General features: G+C 65.4%; 15 protein-coding genes. 10 read left to right on the plus strand and 5 right to left on the minus strand.

The genetic code is table 11. The features are described 5' to 3' along the window. Positions 1-41 precede the first annotated feature (41 nt). The 3 genes from rpe to KSAC_RS11770 are packed head-to-tail and all read left to right on the plus strand — an operon-like array spanning position 42 to position 3,579. Entirely contained in the window at positions 42-719 is a 678-nt protein-coding gene (gene rpe, locus KSAC_RS11760) for a ribulose-phosphate 3-epimerase (protein ID WP_102324751.1), read from the plus strand. Between the two features lie 41 nt (positions 720-760). Further along, positions 761-2,467 carry a heparinase II/III family protein gene (locus KSAC_RS11765; protein ID WP_132305527.1) on the plus strand — a complete coding sequence of 569 codons (1,707 nt, stop codon included), beginning with the start codon at positions 761-763 and terminating at the stop codon, positions 2,465-2,467. Beyond that, entirely contained in the window at positions 2,464-3,579 is a 1,116-nt protein-coding gene (locus tag KSAC_RS11770) for a glycosyltransferase family 4 protein (RefSeq protein ID WP_132305529.1), read from the plus strand. The genes KSAC_RS11765 and KSAC_RS11770 overlap by 4 nt, the downstream gene beginning before the upstream one ends. A gap of 98 nt (positions 3,580-3,677) precedes the next feature. On the opposite strand, the gene KSAC_RS11775 is transcribed toward KSAC_RS11770, so the two are convergent. Together KSAC_RS11775 and KSAC_RS11780 are read right to left on the minus strand one after the other, a co-directional pair. Next, positions 3,678-4,214, minus strand: coding sequence for a hypothetical protein (locus tag KSAC_RS11775; protein WP_102324748.1), 537 nt, complete (start codon positions 4,212-4,214; stop codon positions 3,678-3,680). Then, positions 4,211-5,458: an aminopeptidase gene (locus KSAC_RS11780; protein WP_132305531.1), complete on the minus strand. Its 1,248-nt coding sequence runs from the start codon at positions 5,456-5,458 to the stop codon at positions 4,211-4,213. Before KSAC_RS11780 ends, KSAC_RS11775 begins: the two co-directional genes overlap by 4 nt. Before the next feature lie 113 nt (positions 5,459-5,571). Between KSAC_RS11780 and KSAC_RS11785 the strand changes: the two genes are divergently transcribed. Beyond that, complete coding sequence (locus KSAC_RS11785; RefSeq protein WP_132305533.1) at positions 5,572-5,937, plus strand: Rieske (2Fe-2S) protein; 366 nt, start codon at positions 5,572-5,574, stop codon at positions 5,935-5,937. Here the strand turns inward: KSAC_RS11785 and KSAC_RS11790 are convergent. From KSAC_RS11790 to KSAC_RS11800, 3 genes are all read right to left on the minus strand, one after another. Beyond that, a complete protein-coding gene (locus tag KSAC_RS11790; protein ID WP_132305535.1) occupies positions 5,864-6,370 on the minus strand; it encodes a DUF4186 domain-containing protein in 507 nt (168 codons plus the stop codon). The two genes, KSAC_RS11785 and KSAC_RS11790, sit on opposite strands and share 74 nt — an antisense overlap. A 12-nt stretch (positions 6,371-6,382) precedes the next feature. Then, positions 6,383-7,627, minus strand: coding sequence for a tyrosine--tRNA ligase (tyrS, locus tag KSAC_RS11795; RefSeq protein ID WP_132306261.1), 1,245 nt, complete (start codon positions 7,625-7,627; stop codon positions 6,383-6,385). 111 nt (positions 7,628-7,738) lie between these two features. Beyond that, entirely contained in the window at positions 7,739-8,404 is a 666-nt protein-coding gene (locus KSAC_RS11800; RefSeq protein WP_102324744.1) for an alpha/beta hydrolase, read from the minus strand. Between the two features lie 575 nt (positions 8,405-8,979). Here KSAC_RS11800 and KSAC_RS11805 point away from each other — a divergent pair. The 6 genes from KSAC_RS11805 to KSAC_RS11830 all read left to right on the plus strand — a co-directional run bounded on the left by KSAC_RS11805 (position 8,980) and on the right by KSAC_RS11830 (position 14,634). Further along, entirely contained in the window at positions 8,980-10,113 is a 1,134-nt protein-coding gene (locus KSAC_RS11805) for a cysteine desulfurase family protein (RefSeq protein ID WP_132305537.1), read from the plus strand. Beyond that, a complete protein-coding gene (locus KSAC_RS11810) occupies positions 10,110-11,291 on the plus strand; it encodes a cysteine desulfurase family protein (RefSeq protein WP_132305539.1) in 1,182 nt (393 codons plus the stop codon). Before KSAC_RS11805 ends, KSAC_RS11810 begins: the two co-directional genes overlap by 4 nt. 29 nt (positions 11,292-11,320) lie before the next feature. After that, on the plus strand, positions 11,321-11,635 hold the full coding sequence (locus KSAC_RS11815) for a ferredoxin family 2Fe-2S iron-sulfur cluster binding protein (protein WP_102324741.1): 315 nt from the start codon (positions 11,321-11,323) through the stop codon (positions 11,633-11,635). A gap of 128 nt (positions 11,636-11,763) precedes the next feature. After that, entirely contained in the window at positions 11,764-12,858 is a 1,095-nt protein-coding gene (gene mnmA, locus KSAC_RS11820; RefSeq protein WP_132305541.1) for a tRNA 2-thiouridine(34) synthase MnmA, read from the plus strand. Continuing rightward, positions 12,855-13,523 carry a glutathione S-transferase family protein gene (locus tag KSAC_RS11825; protein ID WP_102324739.1) on the plus strand — a complete coding sequence of 223 codons (669 nt, stop codon included), beginning with the start codon at positions 12,855-12,857 and terminating at the stop codon, positions 13,521-13,523. Before mnmA ends, KSAC_RS11825 begins: the two co-directional genes overlap by 4 nt. 13 nt (positions 13,524-13,536) lie before the next feature. Then, positions 13,537-14,634, plus strand: a complete 1,098-nt coding sequence (locus tag KSAC_RS11830) for a glycosyltransferase family 4 protein (protein ID WP_132305543.1) — start codon at positions 13,537-13,539, stop codon at positions 14,632-14,634. Positions 14,635-14,643 lie beyond the last annotated feature (9 nt).

Below are 14,643 nucleotides of genomic sequence, written 5' to 3' on the forward strand. Positions count from 1 at the left end.
AAAGCTTGGCGTCAGTCATGGGTTTCTGTTAAAAAACAGGCATGGCTGCTCTTAAAACTCCCCTCATCGCACCCAGCGTCCTGTCCGCTGATTTTTCCCGCATGGCGGACGAAGTCGCCGCTGTTGAAAAAGCGGGGGCGGACTGGCTGCATCTGGATGTAATGGACGGGCATTTCGTGCCGAACCTGTCCATGGGGCCGCAACTGATCAAGGCGCTGCGCCCCGGATCGAAGCTGCCTTTTGACGTGCATCTGATGATCGCGCCGGTCGATCCGTATATCGAAGCCTTCGCCAGGGCGGGCGCTGACCATATCCACCTGCATGTGGAAGCGGGGCCGCACACGCACCGCTCCCTCCAGCATGTGCGTGACCATGGGGTGAAGCCCGGCGTGGCCATCTGTCCCGCCACCCCGCCCGAAGCGGTGGGGGAAGTGCTGGATCTGGTGGACATGATCCTTGTGATGACGGTCAACCCGGGCTTCGGCGGCCAGAAATTCCTGACCAGCCAGCTACGCAAGATCGAAACCCTGCGCCGCATGGCCGATGCGACGGGCCGTGACATCCGCATCGGCGTGGATGGTGGCATCACGGCCCAGACCGCGCCGCTGGCGGTGGCAGCGGGCGCCGATGTGCTGATCGCGGGCACCTCGGTCTACGGGCAGGATGATTACGCCGCCGCGATAAAGGGCCTGCGTGGCGGAGCGCACAGCCCGGCGTGAGGACATGCCACGCGACGATGCTCCGCGGGGGTAGGTAGGCGATGACGTTGAAGCGTATGACGCGTGGCGCGCGCCTGTCGCTTGCGCGGCTGCCCCTGTTCGGTGGCGGCAGGAACCTGCCTGCGGCCCCTGTTCACAGCATGCGCGACCTGTGGCCGGGCGATCCGGTGGCGGGCGCACAGCTTACGCGCGGCAGCCTGACATGGGCGGGCTATACCCATCCCATCGGGCCGGGGCTGTGGGATTCACCACAGTTCGAACCTGCTTTCCGTGAGGGACTGCTGGGGTTCCGCTGGCTGCGCGACCTGCGCGCGGTGGGCACGGATGCCGCGCGGCTGAAGGCGCGCGCGCTGGTGGATGACTGGCTGCATCATCCCTCCCAGGATCCTGTTGCGCTGGAATGTGGCGTGATTGGCGCGCGGGTGGCGGCGTGGCTGGGGCATTATGATTTCTTTGCCGCTTCCGCCAGTGATTCCTTCCGTCAGCGGCTGATGGCCCGTCTGCTGGTGGAAGGGCGCACCATCGCAGCCATCATGCCGCCCGAACGGCATGGCTGGCAGTCCCTGACCGCCCTTAAGGGATTGCTGGCGGTTGCCGTGGCCATGCCTGAATATACCGGCTTCCTGACCCGCTACCGCCGCTATATCGATGCGGAGGTGGAAAGTCAGATCCTGCCTGATGGCTGGCATATCGAACGTAGTCCGGAAGTGCAGTTGCGCGCGCTGCGGGAACTGGCGGAAATGCGGGCCATGATGCAGGCCGCGCGCCATGCGCTGCCGCATTCCGTGGCCCTTGCGCTGGACCGGATGAGCCCGGTGCTGCGCGCCATGCGCCATGGGGACGGCGGGCTTGCCCTGTTCAATGGCAGCCATGAACGCACCAATGCACTGATTGAAATGGTGCTGTCACAGGCCACGCGGACGCGGGTCGTGGCTCACACCATGCCCGATGGCGGTTTCGTGCGCATGCAGGCGGCCCGTTCGCTGCTGCTGGTCGATGCCGGGATTCCTGCCCCGCCGGGTTACGACCACAATGCCCATGCGGGAACGCTGTCGTTCGAGTTTTCGTGCGCGCGCCAGCGTCTGATCGTCAATTGCGGGGGCGGCGTGCTGCCCGCGTGGAAGGATGCCCTGCGGCAGACGGCAGCCCATTCCGTTGTGGTGGTGGAGGACATGTCATCTTCCGAATTCGCGCCCGATGGCACGGTGGCGCGTAGGCCCCCGCATGTCGGCGTGGAACATGTGGTGGCGGAAGGCGCGCACTGGCTGGACCTGTCGCATGATGGCTATCATGCTTCCGCCGGGGCCACATATTACCGCAGGCTCTATCTCGGTGCGGATGGTGAGGTCCTGCGCGGGGAAGAAACGGTGGAAGGCGAGCGTGAAGTTGCCTTCGTGCTGCGGCTGCACCTGCATCCGTCCGTAACCGCCGTGGATGCGCGTGACGGTTCCATCCTGCTGGGCGCGGGGGAGCAGCACTGGCGCTTCCGTGCGGCGGGCGGCACGGTCGGGATTGAGGAAAGCGTGTATTGCGGCGGGCAGAACCCGCGCGCTTCCCTGCAACTGGTGGTGCGGGTCGATCCCGCCGCCAGGAAGGCGCGGGAGGAAGCGGAGGCCGAAGCAGAAGCCGATACCGCGTCCCCGGCACAGGATGATGATATGGATATGCCCGATGCCAGCAGGCCGGGCATGGTGCGGCAGGTGGTGCGCTGGGCGCTCCAGCGTGAAAAAATCCTGCTGCTGGCATGAAGATCCTTGAAGTCACGAATGTTGACTTCTCCCTGCGGCAGTTTCTCTTTCCCCTGATGGTGGCGCTGCGGCGCGAAGGGCATGACGTGGCTGGCGTGTGCGCCGACGGGCCGCTTGTAAACAGCGTGCGGGCACAGGGGCTGCGGGTGATGCCCGTGCCCATGTCCCGCACTTTCTCGCCTGTGGCGCAATGGCGGGCATGGCGGGCGCTGGTGCGGCTGATCCGGGCTGAAAAACCCGACATGGTGCATGCCCACATGCCCATCAGCGGCCTGCTGGCGCGTTTTGCCGCATGGTGGTGCGGTGTGCCGCGCGTGGCCTATACCGGTCATGGTTTCCTGTTCAACCAGCCCGGCCCATGGCCGCGCAGGGCGCTGGCGCTGGCGCTGGAATGGCTCGTCGGACGGGTGAGCGACATCTACATGACCGTATCGGAAGCGGATGCCCGGCAGGCCCGGCGGCTTGGTATCCACCCCGCTGCAACCGCCACGGGCAACGGGCGCGATCCGGCCCTGTTCCGCCCTGATCCCGACCGCCGTGCCATGCTGCGTCACCAGTTCGGTGTAAGGGAAGGGCAGGTTGTCATCCTCGCCGTTTCAAGGCTGGTGCGGGGGAAAGGATACCCGGAACTGCTGGCGGCCATGACGGATATGCCGGATAACACGGTACTGTGGATTGTGGGGGAACGCCTGCCCAGCGACAGGGGGCCGGATATGACACCCCTTCTGGCGCAGGCCCGGTCAAGGCTGGGTACGCGGCTTGTCTGTCTGGGGTATCGTGATGACGTGGCGGCCATCATGGCGGCGGCTGATATTTTTGTGCTGCCCAGCCATTTTGAAGGTCTGCCGATGAGCGTGATCGAGGCCATGCTGTGTGGTCTGCCGGTGGTGGCCAGCGATATTTCCGGCCCGCGTGAACTGGTGATCCCCGGTGAAACCGGTACGCTCGTGCCCTCGGCCAATGTGCCGCTTCTGGCCACGGCGCTGCGCCAGATGGTGGAAGACGGGGCAATACGCCAGCGCATGGGGCAGGCGGGCAGGGCGCGCGCCCTGACCCGTTATACCGAAGCGGCTGTCATGGCCCGCACGCTGGTCCTGCTGGGCGCGGCCTGAACCGCAGCCTTCGCCCCATAAAGAAGGCTTTGGTGAAGCTTTTTGCAAAAAGCTTCGGCAGATGCCGCCTTTTTGAAAGACGGCACCCAAACTTTTATCTAGCGCGCCGGGGCCTGCTGGCCGCCCTGACCGCCGCCCATGGCCTGAAGCAGGGCCTGCACTTCGGGCTGGTGGGTCTTGATCAGGGTGATGTTATGCGGGTTGAGCGGCGGCATGTCCTTGCTGTCCTGCGGCGGGTGCTGCAGTACGGCCTGCGTCATGCCGAAAGTGGTGATGTTCATGACGAACTCACGCGGGGACATGCGGTTGCGCTGCAGGATCGGCAGGAGCTGCGGCATGGACTGGGTACGCTGGATGGTTTCCTCCAGCGTCATGCTGGGGGTTTCCGGCGGATTGATATGGGCCAGCTTGATCTGCTGGATGACCGGCAGCATGCGCGCGAAAAAATCATCCGGCAGGCGATACTGCGCCACGGTCTGCACGTCGCGCTGGATGGCGGCCTGCTGTTCGGGGGTGAGTTCCTGCTGCTGTGTGGGTTGCTGGGCCATCGCCGGGCGCATGCCGCCGGGCATGTGGGCTACGGCAAGGGCGCACACGGTGGCCAGAAGCGCTTTGCGCACGAAGGAAGAGGTCATGGCTGGTTGCTCCATTCGCCCTGTCTCATCAGGGGTTCGCGGCTGCCATCGTGGTTGATGGCGTCGACATTGATTTTGCTGGACCCGATCATCCAGTCAATATGGATGAAACTGGTATTGGCGCCCTGCTGCGCCAGATGGGCTTCGGTCAGGCTGTCCGCATCGACCATGCATTTGGCATAGGACTGGCCCAGCGCGATATGGCTGGCCGCGTTCTCGTCAAACAGCGTATTGCGGAACAGGATGCCGCTTTGGGAAATGGGGGACGATGCGGGCACCAGCGCCACTTCACCCAGCCTGCGCGCGCCCTCATCGGTATCAAGGATGCGTTCCAGAACGGTCTGACCGCTGCTGGCACGGGCTTCGACAATGCGGCCTTCCTCAAAGCGGACGGCGATATTGTCAATCAGCGTGCCCTGATGGAACAGCGGCTTGGTCGCGCATACCGTCCCGCTGACCTTGCGGGCATGCGGGGTGGTGAACACTTCCTCGGTCGGGATGTTGGGATTGCACACGATTCCGTTCCCGGCGGGTTCGGCGCCGCCTGCCCAGGCGTGGCCATCCGCCAGCCCCACGGTCAGATCCGTGCCCGGTCCGGTGAAATGCAGGGCCGCGAAGCGCCGCTGGTTCAGCCACGTCGTGCGCCGGTTCAGGTAGGCGTTATGGGCCTTCCATTCGGCCACCGGGTCATCCACCGTTACGCGCGATGCCTGAAAGATCGCATCCCACAGGCGGCTGACCGCTTCATCCTGCGGCAGGTCGGGGAAGACCTGCGCTGCCCATGCGGGGGTGGCGAAGGCCACGATGTTCCAGTTGACGGCAAAGCGGGTGATCAGTTCCATGGCCGGGCGACCGGCGCGCGATGCCGCGCGTGACACGCGCGATACCCGTTCGGGGTCCTGATTGGCCAGAAGGACGGGATTGCCGCCCGTGATCGCCATGCGCGCCGCACCCTTGCGATAGGCATTGGCCATGCCTTCGTGCAGCCAGTCGGCTGCGGTATCCAGCGTATCATCGGCGGCGTAATGGAAACGGGCGAGCGTTGCCTCATCATCCGCATAGAACGGTGTCACCAGCGATGCACCCGCCCGGTAGGCATGTTCGGTAATCCGGCGCACCAGCGGCACGGCGTCAAGCGGGGCGGTGATGAGAAGCTGCTGCCCGTGCGCGATGTTCACGCCAGTGCGGACGGCGACCTCGGCCAGGCGGTCCAGAAGCTGTTCATGCCGGGGGGAGAAAGCCATGCGTCATCAAATCCTGTAAATGGCGGGCGATGCCTGCGGAATGCTGTCAGGATAGACGACACGCCCACCGCGCGTAAGATGGTATCCGCAAACCGGGCGGGAGTAAGGCATTAATGAAACGGGCGTTACCGGGTTCCCGCATGCTGTGTACTGTGGGGGATGCGCGTATGGCCCCGCAACGCGTGCTGTGTGCCGGGCGGGCGCTGGTGGTATGGATGGCGGGTGAACGTCCTGCCGTGCTGGATGACCGCTGCCCGCATGGCAATGCCCGCCTGTCCGCCGGTTATGTGCTGGATGGGCGCATTGTCTGCCCGGCCCATATGTGGGGCTTTGCGCCCGATGGCACCGCCCGTGCGCCGGGTGCCGACGTGGCGGCTCCCGTGGCGCAATCTTATGAATGCTGGATCAGCGGCGATCGGATATGGGTGTGTCTGCCCCATCCTGTGCCGCAGCATCCCGCCGCAGCCATTCCTGTATGACGGCCAGCAGATAGGCCTGCTGCCCGTCATCAAGCGGCTGGCCCGCCGGCATGGCGTGCCATTTGGCGACACATCCCCGGCAGCATGTGCCGGTCGCATGCTGGGCGATGAAGACCGGATGCCCGCGCCAGGGCGTCTGCCTGCCATCCTTGTCGGGATGGGCGGGGGCCAGACGGGTCGCAAGGAACCGGGCAGCATGCGTCATGACTTCCGGCAGGCCATGTCTGTCCAGATAGGCGCGTTCCCTTGCGCCCAGATGGAACCGGGCGCGAAAGCGCGAATAGGCCAGTCGTTCCCATAGGGCGGGCGATATGGCGGGCAGGTCCCGTGGCGGGGCGGCCTGTTCCGGTGCCACCGGATCTGGCGGCGCAGGCGCGAACAGGTCGGCCTGCCGCGTTGCTGCCGCATCCCTGCCTGTGCGCCTGCGGGGCATGGCCGTATTACCTCAGGCCGGGCGGACCAGAATGTGCCGCTTGCGCCCCGAGGAGAGCTTGATGGCGCCATCATGCAGGTCAGCAGCGGATACGGCCTGCGCCTCATCCGTCACCACCACATCATTCACGCGCGCGCCGCCACCACGGATCAGGCGGCGGGCTTCCCCGTTGCTGGCGGCGAAACCGGCTTCCACGAACAGGCGGAAGGCGGGCAGTCCTTCGGTCAGCAGGGCGGACGGTATGGTAACCGTGGGCAGGGCAGCGGTCGTGCTGCCTTCCTCAAACGTGCGGCGGGCGGCTTCGGCGGCTTCCTCGGCGGCGGCGCGGCCATGGCACAGGGCCGTGGCTTCGGTGGCGAGGATCTTCTTCGCCTCATTGATTTCGGCCCCGCCAAGGGCGGCAAGGCGGTCACATTCCTCGATCGGCAGGTCGGTGAACAGCTTGAGGAAGCGGCCAACATCCGCATCCTCCACATTGCGCCAGAACTGCCAGTAATCGAATACCGGCAGGCGGTGGGCCGAAAGCCAGACGGCACCCTGCGCCGTCTTGCCCATCTTGGCCCCGGAACTTGTGGTCAGCAGTGGCGTTGTCAGGCCGAAAACCTGTGCGCCATTCATCCTGCGGACAAGATCGATGCCCGACACAATGTTGCCCCACTGGTCCGATCCGCCCATCTGCAGCGTCACACCATGACGGCTGTTCAGTTCCTTGAAATCGTAGGACTGGAGAATGGAATAATTGAATTCCAGAAAGGTCAGGCCCTGTTCACGGTCAAGGCGCGAACGGACCGAGTCGAAGGACAGCATGCGGTTGACGGAAAAATGGATGCCCACATCGCGCAGCAGGTCGATGTAGGACAGCCGGTCCAGCCAGTCGGCATTATTGGTCAGCAGCGGTTCGTTCGGGCCGGTGCCAAGCGGCAGGAACTGGCGCAGGCAGCCTTCCACCCCACGCAGGTTGGTGGCGATGGTTTCCGCCGTCATGAGCTTGCGCGCTTCTTCCCGGAAGGAGGGATCGCCAATCCGCGCCGTGCCGCCACCGGCCAGCGCCACCGGGCGGTGGCCATGGCGGTGCAGCAGGCGCAGCATCATGATCTGGATAAGGCTGCCCACATGCAGGCTGTCCGCCGTGGGGTCGAAACCGATATAGCCCGCTACCGGACCGGCCTGCATGGCGGCGTCCAGCGCCTCCATGTCGGTGCACTGGAATATGAAGCCGCGTGCTTCGGCTTCCCGGAGGAATTCACTCTTGGGCATGATCTGTTCCGCGCTGAGATGTGCATCGCTGGCCGGGCCGCCCCGGCGCGGACCAGCCTCTAGCATGTTCGCCGCACTTCATGGAACAGCCCGCCCCACCGGGTGGGTGAATCAGTCGGCGGCCAGCGCCAGCGCCTTGCGGTTCATGACGGTGCTGACATGGTCTTCCACCGCGTCGGCCACCTGATCGGCATGGTTGGCGAAAACATGGTCCGCACCCTTGAAAATGCGGTAATCCACGGTCACGCCCTTCTGGGTGTTCAGCTTGTCCACCAGCTTGCGCACGGCGGGTTCGGGTACGAGTTCGTCGTTTTCCCCCGCGATCATGAGCCCGCCACAGGGACACGGGGCAAGGAAGCCGAAATCATAATGGTTGGCAGGTGGTGCCACGCTGATCCACCCCGTGATTTCCGGGCGGCGCATGAGAAGCTGCATGCCGACGAACGCCCCGAACGAATACCCCGCGATCCACAGTCCGCTGGCGTTCGGGTTGACCATCTGCATCCAGTCAAGGGCTGCTGCGGCGTCCGAAATCTCGCCGATGCCACCATCATAGCGGCCCTGTGAACGGCCAACCCCGCGTGAGTTGTAGCGCATGACGGAGAAGCCCATCTTCTCGAACGTGCGGTACATCGCGTAGGTGATGCGGTTATTCATGGTCCCGCCGTGCAGCGGATGGGGATGCAGCACCAGCGCAAGCGGCGCGTTGGGCGCGCTTGAATGGTGGTATCGACCTTCCAGACGGCCATCAGGGCCGGCAAACATGACCTCAGGCATAGGTATCCCGCATTTTCGTTTCCCGACGCATTTCAGGCATTGCATCGGGAAGGTTACTGTTACAGCCTGCTGACCGGCGATGCCCCGTCAGGTCGGCAGGCAGAGAATACGCTGTTACCCGTCATTCCCGCGCCGGGGGCGGGATGGTACCCGGTATTCATCCGGCTCTGACTGGGTGGAAACAGAAACTGCCCGGTCTGGAACTGTCAGCCCGGAAGTATACCAACCCACCCGATAATGGGCATTCCACCTACTGTATGAAAGTGCATCTTCGGCAGGCGTGCCCTGCGCGGGGGGCAGATATGGTGCAGGGTTTGTTGGTGTCCCGGCCCGCAGAATGGCTTTTATGCGCCGTCCGGGCGGGGTGTATCGTGCTGGTTCGCTCTCCTTGCCATGCCCGGCAGCCGGGCGGGCGACATTGAGGCAGCGGTATGAAAAGATGTGGCCATCCCCCATAACACGTTGCAATAAATATTATGTTGCGCTGCCTTATAGCGGTGTGGATTCACAAAATGCCAGATAAATCGTAATTCCTGTCGCAAAAGGACTTGGCGCAACCCATATGGCCGGACAGCATGAGTACCCCACGCGATAGCTTTACCTACCTTGACGCGAATGCGTCCGAGCCCATCCGGCCAGAGGCGCTGGCGGCCATGACGCAGGCGGCGCAGGTGGCGGGAAATCCGTCATCCGTGCATCGCGCGGGACGTGGTGCGCGGGCGGAACTCGAAACCGCGCGCGAGGGGCTGGCCGCCCTGTTTGGCGTGCAGGCGGAAAACTGCGTCCTGACATCGGGCGGGACGGAGGCGAACGTGCTGGCGGTTACCGGGCTGGGTGCCGGGCGGCGCGTGCTGGCGGGGGCGACGGAACATGATGCCGTGCGCGCGGCGGGCGTGGCCGGTGTCATTGCGGTGCGCCCGGACGGCGTGCTGGACATGACGGCGCTGGAACGGATGCTTGCCGCGGCGGATGATCCGGCGCTGGTCTGTGTCATGCTGGCCAATAATGAAACGGGCGTCATCAATCCGGTGCGTGAAATCGCTGCGCTGTGTCACGCCCATGGCGCGCTTGTGCATGTTGATGCGGTGCAGGCGGCGGGACGGATCGCATTCACGCTGGACGGGCTGGACGCGGACAGCATCGCGATTTCAGGCCATAAATTTGGCGGTCCCAAAGGCGCGGGCGCGCTGCTGCTGGCGGGCGACCGTTTCCGCAGCGTCCAGCCGCTGCTGGCGGGCGGGGGACAGGAACAGGGGCGGCGCGGCGGTACGCCGGGCCTGCCCGCCATTGCAGGCATGGCTGCCGCAGCCCGCATCGCCTGCGCGGGCATGGCGGCGCAGGCGGACCGGCACCGCATATGGCGTGACCGGATTGATGCCGCTGCCGTAGCCGCAGGGGCTACGATATGCGGGGCAGGCGCGCCGCGCCTTGCCAATACAGGCACGCTGCTGCTGCCCGGATGCAGCGCGCAGACCCAGATCATCGCGCTGGACATGGCGGGATATGGTGTCTCGGCCGGGTCCGCATGCTCGTCGGGCAAGGTGGCGCGATCGCATGTGCTTGAAGCCATGGGCTATGGAGAGGATGCAGGCTGCGCCATCCGTGTCTCCCTGCCATGGTCGATCACGCAGGCCGAAGTCGATGGTTTCATTGCCGCCTATACCGCCATGGCACTGCGGCTGGGCGCGCGGGCAGGGGGCAGGCCATGAACGCGCAGGACCTGATCTATCTGGATTATCAGGCCACGACACCGTGTGATCCGCGTGTGGTGGCTGAAATGCTGCCATGGTTTACCGACAGCTTCGCCAATCCCCACAGTCTGGATCACGTCGCCGGTCGCGCGGCCCATGATGCGGTGGAACAGGCGCGTGGCGAAGTGGCGCAACTGCTGGGTGCCGAAGCGCGTGAAATCGTGTTCACATCCGGCGCGACCGAAGCCAACAACCTCGCCATCAAGGGGGCTGTCCGTCACCTGCTGGAACGTGGCGATCCGCGCAGGCGCGTCATCACGGTGGCGACGGAACATAAATGCGTGCTGGAATCCGTGCGCGACCTTGCCCGCGAAGGGTGCGAGCCGGTGATCCTGCCCGTCAGGCCCGATGGCACGCTGAATCCCGAAGTGCTGGCCCGTGCGCTGGAAGTACCCACGCTGCTGGTCAGCATCATGGCGGCGAATAACGAAACCGGCGTGCTGCACGACCTCGCCGCCCTCGCGCCGCTGGTGCGCGGGGCGGGCGCGCTGCTGCACAGCGATCTGGCGCAGGCGGCGGGCAAGGTGGATGTTGACGTGCGGGCGTGGGATCTCGATCTGGCTTCCGTTTCCGCGCACAAGCTGTACGGGCCGAAAGGGGTGGGCGCGCTGTTCGTGCGCCGCAGGCCGCGCGTGCGGCTGGCCCCGCTGTTTTCTGGCGGGGGACAGGAGCGCGGGCTGCGTTCGGGCACGCTGCCCGCGCCACTGCTGGTCGGATTCGGCGCGGCCTGCCGCATCGCACGGGAAGAAGGCGCGCAGGAACGGGTCAGGATGGCCAGCCTGCGTGACCGGCTGCTGGCGGCGCTGCGGGCCGGGTGTGGGGACGTACATGTGCATGGCACCCTGTCCGGGCGGCTGGCGGGCAACCTGAACCTGCGCTTTTCAGGGGTGCGGGCGGTGGACCTGCTGGCGGCGGTGCCGGCACTGTGCCTGTCCACGGGTTCGGCCTGTTCCTCGGCGGAGGTGGTGCCGTCCTACGTGCTGACGGCGATGGATATGGACGCGGCACAGGCGGCGGAAGGCTTGCGTCTGGCCGTCGGACGCTATACCTCACCCGCCGATGTGGATCGCGCGGCGGAGATCCTGTGCCAAGCTGTGGCACGGTGCCGCGCGACAGGCAGTTCTTCGCCCCGGTAACGGGCGGATGATACAGGCAGGATGGAAAGATGGCGCATATAGTATTCATAGAGCGTGATGGCACCCGCCGCGAAGTCGCGGCCCCGCTGGGTCTGTCGGTACTGGAAATCGCCCATAAGAACGGGGTCGACCTTGAAGGCGCATGCGAAGGCTCGCTGGCCTGCGCGACCTGCCACGTGGTGGTGGACCCGGAATGGGCCACGAAGCTGACCCCGCCGACCGAGGACGAGGAAGACATGCTCGACCTTGCATTCGGTTTGGAAAAGACATCCCGTCTGGGCTGCCAGATCGTGATGACCGAAGCGCTTGATGGACTGGTCGTGCGCCTGCCGCGCACGTCCTGACGGCTGGACAGGCAGGCGCTGGCCCCGGATGGTCACGCCCTGTCGTAAACATGATGTTTGACCTGTGGTGCCCGGGGGCTGATAGTCCTGCGGGCATTGCTGGCATTTAGGGAAAGTGGAACCGAGCCATGCGCATTCTTGTGGCCATGTCTGGCGGGGTGGACAGTTCTGTCGTTGCCGCACGTCTGGTGGACGAGGGGCATGAAGTGATCGGCGCCACGCTCCAGCTTTACGATTCACGCGAAAGCAGCAAGAAGGGCGCGTGCTGTGCCGGACGCGACATTCACGATGCCCGTCGCGTGGCCGACAGGCTGGGTATCCCCCATTACGTGATTGATGCCGAACGCCGTTTCCATGACAGCGTGATCGGCACTTTCGCCGATGCCTATGCGGCGGGGGAAACCCCGGTTCCCTGCGTTGCGTGCAATCAGGGCGTCAAGTTTACCGATCTGCTGGGCATGGCGCGCGACCTTGGCGTGGATGCCATGGCCACCGGGCATTACGTCCGCCGCGTGGAAGGCCCCGACGGGGTTGAGATGCATCGCCCCGTGGACGCCGGGCGCGACCAGTCATGGTTCCTGTTCGCCACCACGCGCGACCAGCTTGATTTCCTGCGCTTTCCGCTGGGTGACATGCCCGACAAGGCCGCCGTGCGCGCGGAAGCTGAACGCTTCGGCCTTGCCGTCGCCGCCAAGCCAGACAGTCAGGACCTGTGTTTTGTTACCGATGGTTCCTATGCCGGGCTTGTTGAAAAACTGCGCCCGGACGTGACCGGGGCCGGTGAGATCGTTGACCAGAGCGGCCATGTGGTCGGCCAGCATGAAGGTGTGACCCGCTACACCGTGGGCCAGAGCAAGCGGCTGGGCAATGCGGCGATGCGCGAAGGCGAACGCCAGATGGTGGTGGGCATCCAGCCTGCGACGCGGCGTGTGGTGATCGGCCCGCGCGCGCAGGCCGTCGCCCGCACGCTCATGCTGCGTGACATGAACTGGCTGGTGACTCTGCCGGGGGCGGAAGGCATGCGGTGCGCGGTGCAGATCCGCGCGCGCGAAGCCGCACGCCCCGCCACCGTGTTTCAGGCCGAAGGCAATGGTGCGCGCGTGGAACTGGACGAAGGTGCGGTTCCCGCCCCCGGTCAGGCCTGCGTGATGTATGACGGCAGCAGGGTTCTGGGCGGTGGTTTCATCCGCCGTCACGAAAGCGAAGGAAAATTGGCATCATGAGCGATGGTATTCTGGTCATAGGCACACGCCGGTATTCGTCCTGGTCGCTGCGGGGCTGGCTTGCGGTGCGTCTGGCCGGGCTGGATGTGCGCGAACAGATGATCCCCCTGGCCGATAATGGGGAGACCGCCGCCATCCGCACCATCTCCCCCAACGGCAAGGTGCCGTATCTGGAGCACAAGGGCATCGCGGTGTGGGAAAGTCTTGCCATATGCGAATACTGCGCCGAACAGGCGCCGGGCCTGTGGCCTGACGATGCCCGTCAGCGTGCCTATGCCCGCAGTATCGCAGCCGAAATGCATGCCGGGTTCCGTGCCGTACGCGCCGCCATGCCGATGAATACCGGCCGCGACGGCACGCCGCTTGCCGCGGGCACCACGCAGGATATCGATGCCGATATTTCGCGCATCGACGCGATCTGGACCGAATCCCGGCTGGATTTTGGCAAGGACGGTCCCTTCCTGTTCGGCAGCACGATGGGCATGGCCGATGCCATGTTCGCGCCTATCGTCTCGCGTTTTCTGTCCTATGGCGTCAATCCGTCGCCGGAATCGCGGGCGTATATGGATGCCGTGCGCGCGCATCCGCTGGTTGATGAATGGTACCAGCTTGCGGCGCAGGAACCCAAGGAATGGCGGCAGCCGCGTTTTGAAGGCATTGCCTGATCCATATCGGGACATGATCCGGCCCGCCGCCATTGTCCTGCCCGCGCGGGAGGGATTCAGCGCGGGCGCGGTCGGGGCCATCGGGGGGCAGGTGGCGGCGCTGGCCGTGCCCGGCGATGTGGTTGTCGGCACGCCGCTAACCGCAGCCTCACTCCTGCCGCGGCATGATTACCGGCCTGTGCGGCCCGGGCTGTGGCCGCCGGGCGGGCGTAGTGTGCGCTACGCTGCCGCGGTAACGCGCGTGGTGCGCGATCTGGGAACGGACGTGATTGAAGTCCATAACCGCCCTGATATCGCCCGCTACATCGCCCGACATTGCCCCCGCCAAAGGGTGCTGCTTGTTTTGCATAACGATCCGCAGGGCATGCGCGGGGCTGATACGCCCGCCCTGCGTGCCGACCTGCTGCGCCGTATGACGGTGGCGTGTGTTTCGGACTGGTTGCGCGGGCGGTTTGTCGATGGCGTGCCAGCGCACCACGCGGCGCGGGTTCTCCTTTCCCCCAATGGCGCGGTATTGCCCGCGACGGTGCCCCCCATGGCGGAGCGCGCGCAATGCGTGCTGTTTGCCGGGCGTGTCGTGGCGGACAAGGGGGCGGACCTGTTTGTTGCCGCCTGCGCTGAATTGCGGCGCTCCCATCCGGGCTGGCGCTTTGACATGATCGGTGCCGACCGTTTCCGCGTGGATGCTCCCGCCACTCCGTTCCTGACTGACCTTGCGCCCCGCGCGGATGCGGCAGGTGTGGAAATGACGGGCTATCGACCCCATGCGGCGGTGCTGTCCGCCATGGAGCAGGCTGCCATAGTGGTCGTGCCCAGCCGCTGGCCCGAACCGTTTGGCCTCACCGCGCTGGAGGCCATGGCCGCAGGCGCCGCGCTGGTTGCAGCCCCCACCGGTGGCCTGCCGGAAGTGGTGGGGGATGGCGGTGTCCTGTGCGCACCCGATCCGCCCGCCGGCCTTGCGCGGGCGATCGCGTCCCTGATGGATGACCTGCCCGCCCGCCAGGCCCTTGCCGTGCGGGGGCGGGCGAGGGCTGCGCGGTTTAGCATCGAACGCGCCGTGGCCCTGCGTCAGGCGGCCCGCCTTGCCGCCCTGCATCATGGGGCTGGATGAAGGGTTTTT

Source organism: Komagataeibacter saccharivorans, from assembly GCF_004348195.1.
Lineage (GTDB): Bacteria > Pseudomonadota > Alphaproteobacteria > Acetobacterales > Acetobacteraceae > Komagataeibacter > Komagataeibacter saccharivorans.

Excerpts from the sequence above, each read along its gene's own strand:
- KSAC_RS11815 (WP_102324741.1), top strand. The coding sequence starts at position 11,321 with ATGGCGCATATAGTATTCATAGAGCGTGATGGCACCCGCCGCGAAGTC.
- KSAC_RS11785 (WP_132305533.1), top strand. The coding sequence starts at position 5,572 with ATGAAACGGGCGTTACCGGGTTCCCGCATGCTGTGTACTGTGGGGGAT.
- KSAC_RS11790 (WP_132305535.1), bottom strand. The coding sequence starts at position 6,370 with ATGCCCCGCAGGCGCACAGGCAGGGATGCGGCAGCAACGCGGCAGGCC.
- KSAC_RS11775 (WP_102324748.1), bottom strand. The coding sequence starts at position 4,214 with ATGACCTCTTCCTTCGTGCGCAAAGCGCTTCTGGCCACCGTGTGCGCC.
- KSAC_RS11825 (WP_102324739.1), top strand. The coding sequence starts at position 12,855 with ATGAGCGATGGTATTCTGGTCATAGGCACACGCCGGTATTCGTCCTGG.
- KSAC_RS11805 (WP_132305537.1), top strand. The coding sequence starts at position 8,980 with ATGAGTACCCCACGCGATAGCTTTACCTACCTTGACGCGAATGCGTCC.
- KSAC_RS11800 (WP_102324744.1), bottom strand. The coding sequence starts at position 8,404 with ATGCCTGAGGTCATGTTTGCCGGCCCTGATGGCCGTCTGGAAGGTCGA.
- KSAC_RS11770 (WP_132305529.1), top strand. The coding sequence starts at position 2,464 with ATGAAGATCCTTGAAGTCACGAATGTTGACTTCTCCCTGCGGCAGTTT.
- KSAC_RS11765 (WP_132305527.1), top strand. The coding sequence starts at position 761 with ATGACGTTGAAGCGTATGACGCGTGGCGCGCGCCTGTCGCTTGCGCGG.
- tyrS (WP_132306261.1), bottom strand. The coding sequence starts at position 7,627 with ATGCCCAAGAGTGAATTCCTCCGGGAAGCCGAAGCACGCGGCTTCATA.
- mnmA (WP_132305541.1), top strand. The coding sequence starts at position 11,764 with ATGCGCATTCTTGTGGCCATGTCTGGCGGGGTGGACAGTTCTGTCGTT.
- KSAC_RS11780 (WP_132305531.1), bottom strand. The coding sequence starts at position 5,458 with ATGGCTTTCTCCCCCCGGCATGAACAGCTTCTGGACCGCCTGGCCGAG.
- KSAC_RS11830 (WP_132305543.1), top strand. The coding sequence starts at position 13,537 with ATGATCCGGCCCGCCGCCATTGTCCTGCCCGCGCGGGAGGGATTCAGC.
- rpe (WP_102324751.1), top strand. The coding sequence starts at position 42 with ATGGCTGCTCTTAAAACTCCCCTCATCGCACCCAGCGTCCTGTCCGCT.
- KSAC_RS11810 (WP_132305539.1), top strand. The coding sequence starts at position 10,110 with ATGAACGCGCAGGACCTGATCTATCTGGATTATCAGGCCACGACACCG.